This window comes from Domibacillus iocasae, assembly GCF_001750285.1.
Classification (GTDB): Bacteria; Bacillota; Bacilli; order Bacillales; family Domibacillaceae; genus Domibacillus; species Domibacillus iocasae.
On sequence record NZ_MAMP01000001.1, the window covers coordinates 148,423 to 164,381 of the forward strand.

The following is a 15,959-nucleotide window of genomic DNA, read 5'->3' on the forward strand; positions in this document are numbered from 1 at the left end:
GAGTGTATAGCTGGATGCCGGCGACACTTAAAGGACGTTTTTTCACCGGCATTACCGTACTTATTTTGTTCGGTGGACTACTGTCTAATCTGCCCGGTCCAGTTTCGATTTCAGACCATTCACTGTATATAACAATTAGAAAGGAGGGATTGCTTTATGGAAACGATTTTGCCGCTTATTCAAGACGTTGGTTTTCCGATTGCGGTCACATTTTATCTGCTGTATCGGATTGAAACAAAACTCGATGGCGTCATTCAGTCCATTCAGAATCTGCCCGAAAAAATGAAAGAATAACGACGAAAAGCAGCCTCGGCTTATCACTGAGACTGCTTTTTAGGCGCTTTATCATCGGTATATTGATTTTATCGCCGGTATCATCCCGACTAACGCTGGTATTTTCCTATAACGCTGTTAGCAGCATGGATTCCGGCGCTGGGCACATTTTATCGGCGTTAGCTCAGTCGCTTCCGCCTCAATCATCCTCCCCACTTCGATCCCCAAATCTTCATTTCTTTAATAATTTTATGAAAATCCTGCCCTTTTTCGGTCAACGTGTATTCAACCCGAAGCGGCACCGTCGGATACACGTCCCGGACGACGATATCATTCGCCTCCATGTGACGAAGCGTGTCCGTCAATGCTTTTGGGCTAATGCCCTGGACGGCCCGCTCAAGCTCCCCAAACCGCTTTGTACCGCAAAACAATTCTCGTAAAATTAAAAATGACCACTTCGATCCGATAATGTTTAATGCTTTTTCAATTGAACATTCAATGACGATTTCTTTGTTTTTCAATCCAGGTCCCCCTTACTATCTTTTTTATAGTATCTATAGAATATCATACTACCTTTTAAAAATTTCACTACTTTTCTTTCAAAAATGAAAGCGGTACAATTAATGCAGACTTACATACAAAGGAGATGTCCTATGATGTACTCAGCCAATCCTGACCGATATAAAGGCAATATGCAGTACCGCAGAACCGGAAAATCGGGGCTTTTGCTGCCTGCAATCTCTCTTGGCCTCTGGCACAATTTTGGCGGTGTTGACACGGTTGAAAATGGCCGTGCGATGCTGCGCCGCGCATTTGACCTTGGCATTACCCACTTTGATCTCGCGAATAACTACGGCCCGCCGGCAGGTTCTGCGGAATCGATGTTTGGCGACATGATGCGCACTGATTTTGCCCCGTATCGCGACGAAATGATTATTTCATCCAAAGCAGGCTACTACATGTGGGAAGGACCATACGGAGAATGGGGCTCGAAAAAATATTTAACCGCGAGCCTCGATCAAAGCTTAAAGCGGATGAACCTCGATTATGTCGATATTTTTTATTCACACCGTCCGGACCCGGATACGCCGCTTGAAGAAACCATTGGCGCACTTGATTTATTCGTCCGTCAAGGCAAAGCACTTTACATCGGTATTTCCAGCTACTCAGCCGAGCAGACAGCCCAAGCAGTGAAAATTGCGAAAGAACTCGGTACGCCCATTTTAATTCACCAGCCGTCGTACTCGATGTTTGAACGCTGGATTGAAGAAGGTCTGCAGGATGTGCTTGATGAAAACGGCGTTGGCTCGATCGCCTTCTGCCCGCTTGCACAAGGACTTTTAACAAATAAATATTTGAACGATGTACCAAAGGATTCCCGTGCCGCGAAAGAAACCGGCGCCTTGCAGGAAGAGCGAATTAACGATAACGTACGGGCGCAAATCCGCGCACTTAATGATGCAGCGGCAGAACGCGGCCAGTCTTTAGCCCAAATGTCGCTCGCGTGGGTACTGCGCGGCGGCCGTGTTACATCAGCCTTAATCGGCGCAAGCAAAGTAAGTCAAATTGAAGAAAACGTCAAAGCACTTAACAACCTTGAGTTTTCCGACGAAGAATTGGCTCAAATTGAATCCATTTTAGCGGGTGAAGCAAAATGAAAAAAGTCGTAATCACAGGCGGCACCGGTTTACTTGGCCGGTCGGTCGTCTATGAATTTGTCCAAGCAGGCTATGACGTCGTCAATGTAGACCGCGTCAAACCATCGCAGCCGGAGGCGCAAAATGTGACCGCGGATTTAACCAATTTAGGCGAAGCGTACGGTGTGCTGCAAGGGGCGGATGCGGTCGTTCATTTAGCCGCTATTCCACAGGCGTACATTTTTCCAAATGAAGTGACGTTCGAAAACAATGTCATGACCACCTACAATATCCTTGAAGCAGCTGCTGGTCTTGGAATCCAAAAAGCCGTCATCGCGTCAAGTGAATCGTCATACGGCATTTGTTTTTCCAGGCAAAACCTTGAGCCGCAGTACGTGCCAATTGACGAAGAGCACCCTCAGCTGCCCGAAGAAAGCTACGGTTTGTCGAAAATCGTTAATGAACAGACAGCCGACATGATTCACCGCCGCACTGGCATGCAGGTTGTTTCGCTTCGGCTCGGCAACGTCATCGCGCCTGAGATGTATGCGAACTTCCCTGATTTCATTCACGATCCGATGCAGCGCACAACCATTTTGTGGAGCTATATTGACACACGCGACGTTGCCGCTGCCTGCATGAAAGCCATTGAAACAGACGGCCTCGGCTCGGTCGCGCTTAACATTGCATCTGATGAGACAAGCATGGACATTCCGAGCCGCGAGCTCATGAAAACCGTTTATCCAAACGTCGACATCCGCGGGAACCTGTCCGAATACGGTACCCTGTTAAGCAACGAAAAAGCCAAAAAGCTGCTAAACTGGCAGCCCCTTCATCAATGGCGGGATTATGTGAAACTAAAATAAAGAAGAGGCTGTCTTAAAAAGGGCGATTGAGGACCTCGAAAAATTTTCTTTTTTATGCAGAAAATTTTTTTTAAAACAGTAGTATCGATTTCCTCCTCCCTCCTGTACATAAGGAGTGAAAGGAGGGGAAAACAATGGCTCAAGCAACGTTAATGAAATCATCGCTTCGCCTCGTGTTTGATCACGGGGTGGACGAGAAGGGCAAGCAGATTTTCAAAACGAAATCTTATTCAAACGTAAAGTCGGCCGCAACACCGGATCAGTTCAGTGCTGCAGCAGCCGCCATCGCCACACTGTCATCCATACCGCTCGCATCAATCGAACGAAATGACACATCCACGATTAACGACTAAAAAAACGCTTTTTCATCTTGTTAAGAGAGGAGGTAAGTATACTGGCTAAAACATTGCAGCTTCAATTCACGACAGCAGGAGGCGGGACATCAAGCATTACCATCGACGCGCCCGCTGAACCGGTCAATGCCGCAGCAGTCCAGCAGGCAATGGACGCGATCATCGCATCCAATGTATTCATCACCACAACCGGCTCGTTCGTTTCCGCCAAAGGTGCCAGCCTGATTGACCGTGAAGTAACCGAGATTTTATAAAAATGAGAACCGCCTGATTTGTCGGGCGGTTTTTTCTTTAAAAAACTAGAAAACACAACACAGCGAGTCTGACTGTGCTGGACTTTTCGAAAACCGATAAACGAAAAAACCGATCCGTATAGATACGGATCGGTCCTTCTTATTCCCTGTGAAACAGCCCCATCACTTCCACTGTCTGCGTAATGTTCACAAATGCGTGCGGGTCAACTTCGTGGATCATCTGTTTGACTTCATTTAACTGGTAGCGGGTGATGACTGTCATAAGCATGGAGCGGCTTTCACCGGAATACGCGCCTTTTGCGTCCATCACCGTAATGCCGCGGTACAAGTTTTTCAACATTTTTTCACACAGCTCATCGCCTTTTGACGTAACAATATTTAATGTCAGTTTAATATGCTTTGTATGGATTGTATCGACAACTTTGCCGGTTGCGTAAATGGCAATCAGTGTGCTGAGTGCGGCGTCCCAGCTGAATAGGAAGCCCGCTGCGACAATGACCACCGCGTTCATCATCGACAAAAGCGTGCCAAGCGGAAAGTCACGCTTGCGGGCAAGCAGCATGGCGATAATATCAAAGCCGCCGGATGATGCTGAGGCGCGGAACGTCAAGCCGACACCGGCCCCGGTTAACACGCCGCCAAACAAGGAAGACAAAATCGGTTCAGTCGACAGCTGAATGACTGGGACGATGTAGAGAAAAATGGACAATGATACGACTGATAAAATAGTGTAAGCAATAAATTTTTTACCGAGCTTCATGACCCCAAGAACGAGGAGAGGCAGATTCAAGAGAAAGTTCAGGACCCCGGTGTTAAGCGGTGATATGATACCGAGCATAATCGCAATGCCGCTTAGACCGCTGCTCAAAATTTCATGGGGAATTAAAAAGAAATTGTAGGCGATGGCAACCAGCATCGCGCCTGCTAAAATAAGCAATATATGCATAAAATGGCCTCTCCTTTTTTTCTTTATTATAAGAGAAAAATTGGCACTTCCTTAAAAAATAGTGTTTTCAGAAAAGCGGAAAATGCGTGTTTTTTTTCTTCTTATTGTATAATGAAAGAAACCAAAGGCGGCTTCCTCCGTCCTTGTGATTCGTCAGAGGAGTTGTTGTGAATGAATGATCAATCCCCATCCCCGCTCGTCCGATTTTTAGGCGGACGCACTGCCTTATTTGTCTTAAGCATTGTGCTATTGATCGGGCTCATTATTATGGTTTTTTCCCGGGTTTCCTTTATTTTTGATCCGATCTTTGGATTTATTGGTACCGTCGCACTTCCGGTTATTTTATCCATTGTCGGCTATTATTTATTGAGCCCGCTTGTGAACGTACTGCAGCGCTATAAAGTGAAGCGCGGCTGGGGCATTTTAATCGTATTTATTGCGCTGTCCGGTATCATTACCATTCTTGTTTCAACCATTTTGCCATTTTTGCGGGACCAGACGGAAGCGCTCATTGCTTCATTCCCGGGTTATGCACGCCAGCTTGGCATGGACATTGACATGTGGGCACGTAATTCACCGTTTGAAGCACAATATATGGAAGTCTCAAAAAATATGCAGACAGATGCAGAACAATTTCTCGGCTCCATTACGCAAAACTTTTCCAATGTGGCAGGCCAGACACTAGACAGCATAACCGGTGTTATTGCGACACTGACGAACTTTATCGTATCTCTTGTCACCGTCCCTTTCATCTTGTTTTATTTACTAAAAGACGGCCACAAACTATACAGTGGCTTTTTACATGTGCTGCCGCCCAAAATGCGCGGACGCACAGGCGCGATGCTCATTGAAATGGATGAACAGCTTCGTTCTTATATTCAAGGACAGATGCTGGTTAGTTTATGCATCGGGATTATGATGTACATCGGGTTCCTCATTATCGGTCTCGATTACGCGCTGCTTCTGGCAGCAATCGCCAGCGTTACAAGTGTTGTCCCGTACCTCGGTCCTGTGATTGCCATTACACCGGCTATTATAATCGCCATCGTCACATCACCCTTTATGGTGCTAAAACTGGCCATTGTATGGACGGTCGTGCAGCTGTTAGAAGGCAAATTCATTTCTCCGCAAATTATGGGGAAATCATTGCAGATTCACCCGGTGACGATTATTTTTGTCCTGCTGACCGCCGCTCACTTATATGGCGTCGTCGGTGTCTTGATCGGCCTGCCAACATATGCTTTACTAAAAGTGTTTGTCACGTATATGTTTGGCTTATTTAAAGCACGCTATAACCGTTATTCAGAAAAAGCCGACGACCAATACGCTGTTATTGAAAACGACGACCTTGTTTAATCTATTGTGTCCTGGGTAAACATGGACTACACATATAAAAGGAGATGTTTCCAGCATGGCACACGACAACAATGGTCTCGGCGATAAACTAAAAGCGGGCGTCAATAAAGCAAAAGGTGAAGTAAAAGATCAGATTGGCAACGCGACGAATAACACCAGAATGCAGGCGGATGGTAAAAAAGACAAGGTAAAAGGCGAAGTACAAGAACGAATCGGCGAGTCAAAAGAACGCCATTAATAGAAAAAAAAGAACGCCCGCACTCGGCTGCGGACGTTCTTTTTTTTTCATAACCAATCTTCACACAAAAAAAGCAGCTCCCATGAGGAAGCTGCTCTTCATTATGCTTTTTTCTTCATCCATTTCGACAATACTTCATATACGATCGGTACAATGACCAGTGTCAGCAAGGTTGAGCTCGTCAATCCGCCAATCACCGTTACGCCGAGCCCTTTTGAAATCAAGCCGCCGCCTTCTAGTCCAAGAGCGAGCGGGAACAGGGCACCGATTGTGGCGAGCGCCGTCATTAAAATTGGGCGCAGACGTGTCGAGCCCGCTTCTAAGAGGGCTTCGCGTGTCGAGAATCCTTCACGTTCTTTATGAATGACGCGGTCAATTAAGACGATCGCATTTGTCACGACAATCCCAATGAGCATCAACGCGCCAATCATGGACGAAATACTGATTGTTTCACCGGCAATGAGCAGTGCCACAAGCGCACCGATAATCGTGAACGGCAGTGAGAATAAAATCGCGAGTGGAGCAAGTCCGCCGCCAAACGTGATAACGAGCACAAGATACACAATCGCAACAGCCGCCAGCATCGCAAGGCCAAGCTGAGTAAATGATTCATTAATATCCTGCGTTACACCGCCCATTTCCACATCAACGCCTGTTGGCAAATCGAGCTTATCAAGCTCCTTTTGCAGCGAAGCGGACGCGGCAGATACATCATCGCCTTCAAGCTCGCCGCTTACGTCAACGAATACTTTTCCATCACGGCGGGAAACCGTGTCGGACGTTTCACCTTCCTCTACAGTCATCACATCACCAATGGCCACAGATTCTCCTGTCATCGTTGCGACAGAACGGCCGGTCACGTCTTCAATAGAATCATATGTCTGTACTGGTACATCTACATAAACATTCACGTCTGCCCCGTCTTTTTCAATCGTTGTCAGCACTGGGCGTTCCCGGAGCGGGCTTAATTCCATCGCAATCTGTCCAGCGGTTAAGCCAGCAGCAGCCAATTTTTCCTGATCCGCGACAAGTGTGTATTCTTCATACGAATCAGCAAGGCCTGTTTCGACCTTTTTAAAATCTCCGCTGTCGTTCATGATAGTTTCTACTTCTGAAACAATCGGCTCGATATCTTCTACGGTTTCTCCGTAAATATTAACAGCGACTGCGTTGCTTCCCGCACTTGCCGAGAAGTCCTGAGATGCCCATTCTCCTTTAGAAACAGAATCTTGCAAATCCGCAATGGCGTCTTCTTTTTTCTCTTCAAAGTTCTCAGTCTCTTCATCATACATTACATAAAACATGGCGCTGTTTGTCTGGCCCGGGCTCATCGGATTTTCACTTCCGACCGAATACTGAACCGTTTCTACGTCGTCAATGTCCATAAAGTAGTTTTCTGCATCCGTTGCAATGTCTGCTACTTCATCAATCGTCTGGCCCGGTTCCGGCGCATACGTGACGATGACCATTTTTTCTTCCTCACCTGGCAGGAAGCTGACGCCGATTTTCGGTACTAAGAAAAAGCTCCCAACTAACAGCAGCACCGCTGTTACGAAGGTAATGATTTTATGATTTAACGTCCAGTTCAAGACAGAACGGTACCATGCTGACAGTTTCCCCGGTTTTTCTTCATGTGTTTTTGCTTTCACACCTTTTTTAAACATCGTATGTGCCAGCATTGGTACAATCGTAACCGCGACGAGCAGCGATGCCAAAAGAGCAAAAACAACTGTGAGTGCGAACGGCAAGAACAGCTCGCCAACCGTTCCTTCCACCAATCCGAGCGGCAAAAAGACGGCAATTGTGACAATCGTTGACGACATAATCGGCACAAACATTTCTTTCGTCGCTTCCCGAATTAATTCTTTGCCGCGCAGCGTTTCTCCGTCAAGCGAAAGCCGGCGGTAAATATTTTCCACAACAACAATAGAATCGTCAATAACCCGCCCGATCGCCACGGTCATCGCGCCTAGCGTCATCACATTCAGCGTAATATCCATCTGTTTCAGCAAAATAAGCGCAATTAAAATCGACAGTGGAATCGAAATAACCGAAATGACGGTTGAGCGCACATCCCGTAAAAACAGCATAATGATAATGACGGCGAAAATGGCTCCAAACAATGCTTTGCTCAGCATCGTTTTCACCGATTCTTCAATCGGACCGCCTTGGTCAAACGTCGATGTAATTGTCAGACCGTCAATATCGCCTTCAAATTCGTTCACTTTTTCTTTCACAGCGTTCACAACATCCACTGTATTGGCGTCCGCCGATTTGACAATCTGCAGGCCGATTGATTCCTGGCCGTTCGTCCGTGAAATCGATTCGGCTTTGCCCGTTAACTCAATTTGAGCTAAATCCGACAGCTTTGCCGGTCCGATTTGCATGTTTTTCAAATCGTCCAATGTTGTGATGTTTCCGTCAATCATGACTGATTTTTCCGTATCACCGAATGTAAACAGCCCAAGCGGCGCTGTCATGTCCGACCCCTGAATCATTTGAGTGACCGTTTCTTCTGTTAATTGAAGCTGGGCGAGTTTTTCCTGGTTAAACACAACCGTCGCTTCTTCCACCTGCTGGCCGGAAATTTGCACCGACGCAACGCCTTCTACCCCTTCAATTTCTGGTAAAATCTCATCTTCCACAAGCGTCGTCAGTTCCGCAAGTGTCAAATTTTCATCTGATAGACTGAGCGCCATGACTGGAAATGCGTTTATGCTCAGACGGGATACGTCCGGCTCTTGCACGTTTTCAGGAAATTCAACGTCTGCTAATGCTTCTGCCGCTTCCTGCTCCGCTTTTTCCATGTCAGTCGAGAATGTATACTCCACCTGCACAGACGACGCGTTTTGATACGACGTCGAACTGACCACCTTTACACCATTTAAATTTTGTAGCTGCTTTTCGATTGGCTCCGATACGCTGTCCGCCACCTCTTCCGGCGTTGCGCCCGGATACACCGTCATCACGGTTACAATCGGCGGCGTAATATTTGGAATCGTCTCAAGCTTCATCGAAAGCCCAGAATAAAGGCCCGCTGCTGTAATGATAATCGTCATCAACCAGACAGCAAACTTATTTTTCAAGACGAAATTAATTAACCCGTTCATTCATAGTCTCCTTTTGACCAACTGGTCAGTTTTAACTTAAATATATATGACTACCTGGTCAGCAGTCAATCAATTATATGTTTCAAAATTGTGACCAGTGGGTCATAATAGAAGAAGAGGTGACAGACTATGAATGAAAAAGAACAGCTGATTATTGAAACATCCATGAAGTTATTTGCCAAAAAAGGCTTTACTGCCACATCCATACAAGAAATTTCCACGGCGTGCGGCATTTCCAAAGGGGCTTTTTATTTACATTTCAAATCAAAAGAAGCGCTATTGCTTGCCATTTTACATTATTACTTTGACCTGCTTTTTGAAAAATTGAATACGATCGAGAAAGAGTCGCTGCCGCCACGTGAAAAGTTCGTCAAACAAATCGAATGCCGAGTACGCGAGATTTATCGGCATAAAGAGTTTCTCATTATGCAGGCGCGTGAAAATGCTATTCCATTTAATGACGAAATTGAAGCATTTATTTTCAAAATGCGCACGGAAACGCATCGGTTTTATCACAATCGCCTGTTCGCCATTTACGGCGAACGGATCAAGCCTTATTTTTGGGATATGGCGATCTCTCTTCAAGGAATTGAACACTCGTTTTTGCACATGTCCCTGATTGATCAAGTAGAAATCGACTATCGCCAGTTTGCCGAATTTATGCTCGACTGCGCTGATGATATAGAAGCTGGATTCAGACGGCGCGCCAAACAGCCGATCATTGACCCCGGCGCTATGAATGGGCTGTTAAAAGAAAAGCTGAACGAAGACATCATTACTGTATGGATGACCGATTTGAAAAAAGGCAGCTGGACAGATGATATCCATGTGTCTCTTGACGTCATTGAACAGGAAATCGCCAGTGGCACACCACGCGCTGCCGTTCTGCGCGGAATGCTTGCCAACCTTGCCGAAGAACCGAGACTTCATGAGTTTATGCACGTTTTACAAGACTATTACAAGATTGGCTGAACGTGATTATTTTCCAATGATCCCATTCGAACAAGCCCCGATGCTGAGCAGCCGGGGCTTGTTCTCGTTATCCTTTTACCGAACCTGCCAGCAGTCCTCTGACAAAATATTTTCCGAAATAAAAAAAGCCACTCTCAATTAAGAGCGGCCTTTCCTTATTTCGACTGCGGGCGGAATCCTTCTTCTGTTAAATAACGTTCCGCTTCTTTAAATGATTCAAAGCTTTCTTCCAAATTCATACCGACATACACATTCCAAAGCTCGTCTTCATTCGCGAGTACTAAAACTTGGCCTTCGCGGTTGCGCCATTCGGTTTCCTTCACAAGCTCTTCCTGTTCAATCACTTCGTCTTCCGCTTTATCGGATAAATACCGGATCGAATCAGCGATAACGGCACGTAAGTCCGTCTCGGAAAAATCGCGAATGTTCACAAGTCCTTTTGAATCTGCCGCATACCCTGGCAGATCACCAACAAACACAAAGCCATTTCCATTCGGATGCAGATGGTACACAACAACCGTTTTTTCGTATAAGCTTTCTTCAAAATGATAATTCACACGCTTTAATGACACCTCTTTCGCCACTAGCTGCGGGAATGTATCAATAATCGCTTTTTTTTCTTCAAATGTAAGCATCTTACGCCTCTTTTCTTTCTTGATGACCGTAGTATATCATTTGACGTTCTGTTTTTAAAATCAAATAAGTAATCTGTTATTCTTTTCATACGAACTGAAATTTATTCAAGGGTATAAAAACAGCCGCTTTAATCCAAAAGCTGCTGTACAACGCGCTCAAGCTGCAAAAACGATTTATAAAATGCTCGAAAAAAGTATATCGAATTGTATAAAAATTCTTTTAAAAATAAAAATCCGGAAAGAGGTTTATCTCTCCGGATTTTTATTTGCAATTTTTCCTGAAGATGCTTTTAAAAATTTAATCAGCCCTTAATTTACATCCGTTGCCCCATTCCAGATTTCCTTATTTAAATGACTGATGGTGACGTAAATTAAAAATCCTGTTAAACTTCCAGCTATCCACAGTAAAAATGGAACGAAGTAGCAAAATATAATCATGCAAACAAAGATGATCATAATCGTGCATGTTGTGCCCATTCTTCCGGCCGTAAATAAAAACGTATTCTTGACCGTTTCTTTTTTCATTAATTCAAAATTCACTGTCACCGGGAAGATCCACAGCGTCATGCCTATGTATAAAAATGTTCCTAAAAACAGCAAGCCGCTCATGAAGCTTTTTCCTTCAAGCGGAACTGTTAAAAGCAGATAATAATCTACTATTAATAAGACACCCGTCAACAGCCAAAAAAGGCCTGCCCAGAAATACCTGGACATATTTTCTTTAAAACTGGAAATGAAAACCTCCCATATATCATAATCAATCTCTTCCTTTTTCCACTTCCTGATTACAGCAAATAAAGCCATCGTCGAAGGATAAATAGTCAATACCGGTAAACAAAAAAGAACCCACAGTACATTAAGAAAAATAAATGCCGTAAAAATCTCTAGTGACTTTTGAAGTTTATCTTGAACCATCTATTTGCCTCCTTTCTTACATTCCTGTACTATCCACATCTTTCTTCATCATATGCTAAATAAAAAGAGTCCCCTATGAAAATCAGCTTCCATAAGGGATCTTTATTAGATCAATAATTCATATCAAACCATCCATTTTTGACGGTCTGCTTATACCAATAGTAACTATCTTTTTTCGTTCTTTTGAGTGTGTTAAAATCTACATGAACGATGCCAAAACGTTTATGATAGCCTTCTGCCCACTCAAAATTATCAAGCAGCGACCAAGCTAAATATCCCTTAATCTGAACACCTGAATCCATAGCCCGTTTTAACGATGTAAGATGCTGTTTTAAATAGTCAATGCGCCCTTGATCTTTAACGCGCCCATTTTCTACCTCGTCATTATAACAAGCGCCATTTTCCGTTATATAAACCGGGATATCTCCATATTGATCTTTTATTTTTAACAGCACTTTATAAAAACCTTCAGGATATATATTCCAATCGAAATCTGTTTTTTCATACCCGATATCCACTTTTTCTAAATCAAACAAATCGGCATCTTTTTTGTAGCGGCCTACACTGCCTGTGTAATAATTAATGCCCACAAAGTCAATTTTTTGGCTGATGATTTCCATATCTCCTGCTTGTATAGCCGGCGCAGCACCGTGTTTATCAAACACTTCCAGCATGAAATGAGGATACTGGCCTTTAAAAACTGGGTCAAAAAACCATTCGATAAACCAGCCCATGCCTCTGTTGCAAGCATCAATATCTTCTTGTTTGCTGCTAAACGGCTCAAGCCATTCCGTGTTAGGTGCATAGCCAATGCTGCCCTCTACCTTTAAGTCTCTAAAGCGGGCAACCGCTTTACCGTGAGCAAGTAAAAGGTGATGGGAAATATCCGTTGCCAGTTTTAAATTTTGAAAGCCGGGTGCGTGAATGCCGATAAAATTAGATAAAAATGACACACACCAAGGCTCATTAATAGTGATCCATTTTTTTATTTTCCCGTCAAATTCTTTAAATATTTGTTCTGCATAATCTGCAAATGCATCAACCGTTTTCCTATTTTCCCATCCACCTTGATCCTGGAGAGCTTGAGGAAGATCCCAGTGATATAATGTACACATCGGTTCAATTCCATTTTCCAGCAGCTCATCTACAAGATTATGATAATACTGAAGGCCTTTTTGATTTATTTCACCTGTACCGGCGGGAAAAATGCGCGGCCATGAAATGGAAAAGCGGTATACATTTATGCCGAGTTCTTTCATGATTTGCACATCTTCTTTATAACGATGGTAGCTGTCACATGCCACATCACCGTTATCACCGTTTAGCACATTCCCGGGTGTTTTTGAAAAAGTGTCCCAAATGGAAAGCCCTCTTCCATCTTCTAATGCAGCTCCTTCAATTTGATAAGCTGCTGTAGCCGCTCCCCACTTCATCTCTTTAGGAAATTCAATAATTGCCATGGTCAAGCCTCCAATTGATTTATCTTTTTTTCCAACAAGAAAATCAGAAAGTCCGGCATATAGATGATCACAGTTAAATCACATTGCTTCCACAGGATTCCCTCACGATTAACTCCGAATCCACAAAAACTGGCTTTAATTGTGATTGACCATTGATTAAATCATTCAGCATATATGCCGCTAGTTTACCAAGCCTTTCTTTATCTTGTTTTACAGTCGTTAACTGCGGATCGCTGTGCCGGCACGTATCGATATCATCACAGCCAATTAAGCCTATATCCTGAGGAACTTTTAGTCCATGTTCTTTTATGGCTCTTAATGCACCTAATGCCATCATATCTGACGCTGCAAAAATGGCTTGAGGATAATTTTTTTGTTCGAGAATTCTTTTCATGGCTGCGTATCCACTTTCTTCATGAAAATCTCCATATTGTATCCAGTCTTGATTGACTTTTAAGCCAAATTGATTCATCGCCTGCAAAAATCCCTTTTCCCTAAGAATAGCAATAGCGGAATCCCGCTTCCCACCGATAAAACCAATTTTCCGGACCGAATTCAAATAAAGATGCTGAACCACTTTTCTTGATAAATTCATATTATCGGTCATGACAAAACTTGATCTCGGTCCTTTTATTTCCATATCAATGCCGATACACGGAATATCTTTGCTTACTAATTCGTAGATCGCATCCTCTATTTCCTCACCTGCAATAAGTAAGCAGCCGTCCACTTGAAAGTGCTGGCATCTTGCCCAGTAGTTTTCATTTCCCTGGTGAAACTGCTCATTAGAAAACATTAAGATATCATAGCCAAGGTGCCCGATTGTCTTTTTAAAAGTAGTCACCACTTCGTTAAAAAATGGATGGGCAAAATCAACATTTACTTTCCCGGCGTAGATCAGCCCGATTAAGTTTGATTTTTTAGTCGCAAGCGATTTCGCCGAAAACGTAGGCTGGTAGCCTGTTTCCATAATAATATCCAATACTTTTTTTCTCGTTTTGCTGCTGATGCCGCCATAGTCATTAATAATTTTCGAAACAGTACCCGGAGATACGCCCGCCATTTTAGCAATGTCTTTTATTGTTAAATTCATGCCAACCCTCTTCTTTTATCCCACATAAAGTTAATAACTTTACTATAGGTCAAAATAATATTATTTAACAGCGCCATCCGTAATACTGGCAATAAATAACCGGTTGAAGAGCAAGAAAATAACAATTAATGGAACCGTGGCCCAAAAAACGCCCGATAAGATCATGCCAAAGTCAATATTGAACGTATTACTTAATGTTGCTAATGCCACTTGTATTGTGTACATATCCGGATCTCTTAAAATTGTAAACTGCCATAAGAATTCACCCCATACTGCCGTAAAAACGATAATACCTAATGTAGCAAAGGCCGGCAGAATAATAGGCAGTACAATACTGCGGTAAATTCTAAAATTTGAACAACCATCTAATTTTGCCGCCTCAATCAGTTCATCTGGAACGGAACCACTTACATATTGGCGCATCAAAAAAATCCCTAATGGATTTAAAAAGGAGAGAATCATGACTCCCTGCAATGTATCTAACAGCCCCGCTTTAGAAATTAAATAATACTGCGGGATCAATCCTAATTGAGGCGGTATGACCATTGTTAGTAATATGCTTACAAATAAAATATTTTTCCCTGGAAATTTAAATTTCGCAAACGCAAATCCCGCTAATGAACTTATGAGTAATACAACAACCGTAACCACTGTGCAAAGAATAATCGTGTTCCACATCGCACCAAAAAAATCAATTGCATTTAAAACTTTTTGGAAGTTTTCTATCAGCATATTTCCCGGTGTAATCGTCGGAGGAATCGAATTGTATGCCGCACTTGGACGTGTTGCCATAACAAACATCCAGTAAAAGGGGAACAGTGAACATAATGAGGCAAGGGATAAAAATAAATAAACCATAATTCTGCCTAATGAAAATTTATTTGCCCGAGCTTCCTGATTCATCCTTTTACCCCCCTTTTCTTTCTGCCTACTCCTGATGTGAGCAGCGTGTTAACCGCTGAAAAAATCACAATAATAATCAGTAGAATAATGGCTGTTGCGGATGCTGTGCCAAAGGATTGTAGTTTAAAGGCGTCACGATATAAATACATGACAACAGTCATTGCCTCATCTCTTGTAAAAGCGCCTGCACCAAGAAAGACAGTCGGCTCTGCAAAAAGCTGCAACGCCCCAACTGTTGAGAAAAAGACTGTTAAAATGATAAACGGCTTCAGCAATGGCATCGTGATATACATTAACTGCTGAATTTTACTTGCGCCGTCAATGGTAGCCGCCTCGTACAGGTCACCGGGGATACTTTGAATACCTGCCAGATAAATAATCGTATTATATCCAACCCATCTCCAAAAAACCATGACCGCAATTGCGATTTTAGTACCCCATTCAGACGTAGCCCAGTTGACAGGATCAAATCCAAATACACCTAATATGTAATTCGCCAATGAAGATTCATGATTACTAAACAGCACACTAAAAACAAGCGCGACTGCAACCATAGATGTAATGTACGGCATAAAAATCGTCACTCTGAAAAAATTTCTAAAACGGAGAAACGATAGATTTAACAGAAATGCAAGAATAATCCCTATCACTAATTGCGGAGCCGTTCCAAGCAGCCCTATAACAATAGTATTATACAAAGACTTCCAGAAAAGAGGGTCTGCCAAAACAACTTTAAAATTCTCCAGCCCCACAAAAGACATAGGACTTAACCCGTTCCAATTTTGAAAAGCCAAAAATGTGCTAAAGAGAGCTGGATAAAGACCGATAACCGCAAATATAATGAAAAAAGGTGCGATATATAAGTAACCTGAGATCATATCTTTCTTTTCTTCTGAAATAGACCTTTTCTTTTTTATTGCTCTTTCAGCTGCAGAAATCATTTTCACT

At 43.3% G+C, this 15,959-nt stretch carries 18 protein-coding genes; 9 read left to right on the plus strand and 9 right to left on the minus strand.

All coding sequences use genetic code 11. From position 1 onward, the window contains the following. Positions 1 to 156 precede the first annotated feature (156 nt). The gene (locus BA724_RS00785; protein ID WP_046178342.1) at positions 157 to 294 is read left to right on the plus strand and encodes a YvrJ family protein; all 138 of its coding nucleotides are present in this window, start codon (positions 157 to 159) and stop codon (positions 292 to 294) included. 182 nt (positions 295 to 476) lie between these two features. Here BA724_RS00785 and BA724_RS00790 read toward each other — a convergent pair whose 3' ends face one another. After that, positions 477 to 794, minus strand: a complete 318-nt coding sequence (locus BA724_RS00790) for a winged helix-turn-helix transcriptional regulator (protein ID WP_069936791.1) — start codon at positions 792 to 794, stop codon at positions 477 to 479. 132 nt (positions 795 to 926) lie between these two features. On the opposite strand from BA724_RS00790, the gene mgrA reads away from it, so the two are divergent. From mgrA to BA724_RS00810, 4 genes are all read left to right on the plus strand, one after another. Next, complete coding sequence (gene mgrA / locus BA724_RS00795) at positions 927 to 1,931, plus strand: L-glyceraldehyde 3-phosphate reductase (protein WP_069936792.1); 1,005 nt, start codon at positions 927 to 929, stop codon at positions 1,929 to 1,931. Next, positions 1,928 to 2,776, plus strand: a complete 849-nt coding sequence (locus BA724_RS00800) for an NAD-dependent epimerase/dehydratase family protein (protein ID WP_069936793.1) — start codon at positions 1,928 to 1,930, stop codon at positions 2,774 to 2,776. Before mgrA ends, BA724_RS00800 begins: the two co-directional genes overlap by 4 nt. A 134-nt stretch (positions 2,777 to 2,910) precedes the next feature. Then, positions 2,911 to 3,129 carry a DUF1659 domain-containing protein gene (locus BA724_RS00805; RefSeq protein ID WP_069936794.1) on the plus strand — a complete coding sequence of 73 codons (219 nt, stop codon included), beginning with the start codon at positions 2,911 to 2,913 and terminating at the stop codon, positions 3,127 to 3,129. Between the two features lie 53 nt (positions 3,130 to 3,182). Then, positions 3,183 to 3,383: a DUF2922 domain-containing protein gene (locus tag BA724_RS00810; RefSeq protein ID WP_342669978.1), complete on the plus strand. Its 201-nt coding sequence runs from the start codon at positions 3,183 to 3,185 to the stop codon at positions 3,381 to 3,383. 139 nt (positions 3,384 to 3,522) lie between these two features. Here the strand turns inward: BA724_RS00810 and BA724_RS00815 are convergent, their stop codons facing one another. Further along, positions 3,523 to 4,329, minus strand: coding sequence for a YitT family protein (locus BA724_RS00815; protein ID WP_069936795.1), 807 nt, complete (start codon positions 4,327 to 4,329; stop codon positions 3,523 to 3,525). A 171-nt stretch (positions 4,330 to 4,500) separates the two neighbouring features. Here BA724_RS00815 and BA724_RS00820 point away from each other — a divergent pair, with 171 nt between their 5' ends. After that, positions 4,501 to 5,685, plus strand: a complete 1,185-nt coding sequence (locus tag BA724_RS00820; protein ID WP_069936796.1) for an AI-2E family transporter — start codon at positions 4,501 to 4,503, stop codon at positions 5,683 to 5,685. A gap of 55 nt (positions 5,686 to 5,740) precedes the next feature. Continuing rightward, a complete protein-coding gene (locus BA724_RS00825; RefSeq protein WP_069936797.1) occupies positions 5,741 to 5,923 on the plus strand; it encodes a CsbD family protein in 183 nt (60 codons plus the stop codon). Between the two features lie 101 nt (positions 5,924 to 6,024). Here BA724_RS00825 and BA724_RS00830 read toward each other — a convergent pair whose 3' ends face one another. Continuing rightward, positions 6,025 to 9,033: an efflux RND transporter permease subunit gene (locus BA724_RS00830; RefSeq protein ID WP_069936798.1), complete on the minus strand. Its 3,009-nt coding sequence runs from the start codon at positions 9,031 to 9,033 to the stop codon at positions 6,025 to 6,027. A gap of 129 nt (positions 9,034 to 9,162) precedes the next feature. On the opposite strand from BA724_RS00830, the gene BA724_RS00835 reads away from it, so the two are divergent. Further along, complete coding sequence (locus tag BA724_RS00835) at positions 9,163 to 10,005, plus strand: TetR/AcrR family transcriptional regulator (RefSeq protein ID WP_069936799.1); 843 nt, start codon at positions 9,163 to 9,165, stop codon at positions 10,003 to 10,005. Between the two features lie 155 nt (positions 10,006 to 10,160). Here the strand turns inward: BA724_RS00835 and BA724_RS00840 are convergent, their stop codons facing one another. Continuing rightward, positions 10,161 to 10,640 (minus strand): hypothetical protein, encoded by a 480-nt coding sequence (locus BA724_RS00840; protein ID WP_069936800.1) that lies wholly within the window; start codon positions 10,638 to 10,640, stop codon positions 10,161 to 10,163. Between the two features lie 94 nt (positions 10,641 to 10,734). Between BA724_RS00840 and BA724_RS19165 the strand changes: the two genes are divergently transcribed. Then, on the plus strand, positions 10,735 to 10,953 hold the full coding sequence (locus BA724_RS19165; protein ID WP_425388967.1) for a hypothetical protein: 219 nt from the start codon (positions 10,735 to 10,737) through the stop codon (positions 10,951 to 10,953). Here BA724_RS19165 and BA724_RS00845 read toward each other — a convergent pair. The 5 genes from BA724_RS00845 to BA724_RS00865 form a co-directional block, all read right to left on the minus strand. Then, positions 10,950 to 11,555 carry a YesL family protein gene (locus tag BA724_RS00845; RefSeq protein WP_069936801.1) on the minus strand — a complete coding sequence of 202 codons (606 nt, stop codon included), beginning with the start codon at positions 11,553 to 11,555 and terminating at the stop codon, positions 10,950 to 10,952. The two genes, BA724_RS19165 and BA724_RS00845, sit on opposite strands and share 4 nt — an antisense overlap. 110 nt (positions 11,556 to 11,665) lie before the next feature. Next, positions 11,666 to 13,015, minus strand: a complete 1,350-nt coding sequence (locus BA724_RS00850; RefSeq protein WP_069936802.1) for a GH1 family beta-glucosidase — start codon at positions 13,013 to 13,015, stop codon at positions 11,666 to 11,668. A 73-nt stretch (positions 13,016 to 13,088) separates the two neighbouring features. Beyond that, a complete protein-coding gene (locus BA724_RS00855; RefSeq protein WP_069936803.1) occupies positions 13,089 to 14,108 on the minus strand; it encodes a LacI family DNA-binding transcriptional regulator in 1,020 nt (339 codons plus the stop codon). A gap of 60 nt (positions 14,109 to 14,168) precedes the next feature. Continuing rightward, a complete protein-coding gene (locus BA724_RS00860; protein ID WP_069936804.1) occupies positions 14,169 to 15,011 on the minus strand; it encodes a carbohydrate ABC transporter permease in 843 nt (280 codons plus the stop codon). Further along, positions 15,008 to 15,952 carry a carbohydrate ABC transporter permease gene (locus tag BA724_RS00865; protein WP_069936805.1) on the minus strand — a complete coding sequence of 315 codons (945 nt, stop codon included), beginning with the start codon at positions 15,950 to 15,952 and terminating at the stop codon, positions 15,008 to 15,010. The genes BA724_RS00860 and BA724_RS00865 overlap by 4 nt, the downstream gene beginning before the upstream one ends. Positions 15,953 to 15,959 lie beyond the last annotated feature (7 nt).

Bases quoted from the DNA above. Each gene is read 5' to 3' on its own strand.
- BA724_RS00785 (WP_046178342.1), top strand. From the start codon at position 157: ATGGAAACGATTTTGCCGCTTATTCAAGACGTTGGTTTTCCGATTGCG.
- mgrA (WP_069936792.1), top strand. From the start codon at position 927: ATGATGTACTCAGCCAATCCTGACCGATATAAAGGCAATATGCAGTAC.
- BA724_RS00800 (WP_069936793.1), top strand. From the start codon at position 1,928: ATGAAAAAAGTCGTAATCACAGGCGGCACCGGTTTACTTGGCCGGTCG.
- BA724_RS00805 (WP_069936794.1), top strand. From the start codon at position 2,911: ATGGCTCAAGCAACGTTAATGAAATCATCGCTTCGCCTCGTGTTTGAT.
- BA724_RS00815 (WP_069936795.1), bottom strand. From the start codon at position 4,329: ATGCATATATTGCTTATTTTAGCAGGCGCGATGCTGGTTGCCATCGCC.
- BA724_RS00820 (WP_069936796.1), top strand. From the start codon at position 4,501: ATGAATGATCAATCCCCATCCCCGCTCGTCCGATTTTTAGGCGGACGC.
- BA724_RS00825 (WP_069936797.1), top strand. From the start codon at position 5,741: ATGGCACACGACAACAATGGTCTCGGCGATAAACTAAAAGCGGGCGTC.
- BA724_RS00830 (WP_069936798.1), bottom strand. From the start codon at position 9,033: ATGAACGGGTTAATTAATTTCGTCTTGAAAAATAAGTTTGCTGTCTGG.
- BA724_RS00835 (WP_069936799.1), top strand. From the start codon at position 9,163: ATGAATGAAAAAGAACAGCTGATTATTGAAACATCCATGAAGTTATTT.
- BA724_RS00840 (WP_069936800.1), bottom strand. From the start codon at position 10,640: ATGCTTACATTTGAAGAAAAAAAAGCGATTATTGATACATTCCCGCAG.
- BA724_RS00845 (WP_069936801.1), bottom strand. From the start codon at position 11,555: ATGGTTCAAGATAAACTTCAAAAGTCACTAGAGATTTTTACGGCATTT.
- BA724_RS00850 (WP_069936802.1), bottom strand. From the start codon at position 13,015: ATGGCAATTATTGAATTTCCTAAAGAGATGAAGTGGGGAGCGGCTACA.
- BA724_RS00855 (WP_069936803.1), bottom strand. From the start codon at position 14,108: ATGAATTTAACAATAAAAGACATTGCTAAAATGGCGGGCGTATCTCCG.
- BA724_RS00860 (WP_069936804.1), bottom strand. From the start codon at position 15,011: ATGAATCAGGAAGCTCGGGCAAATAAATTTTCATTAGGCAGAATTATG.
- BA724_RS00865 (WP_069936805.1), bottom strand. From the start codon at position 15,952: ATGATTTCTGCAGCTGAAAGAGCAATAAAAAAGAAAAGGTCTATTTCA.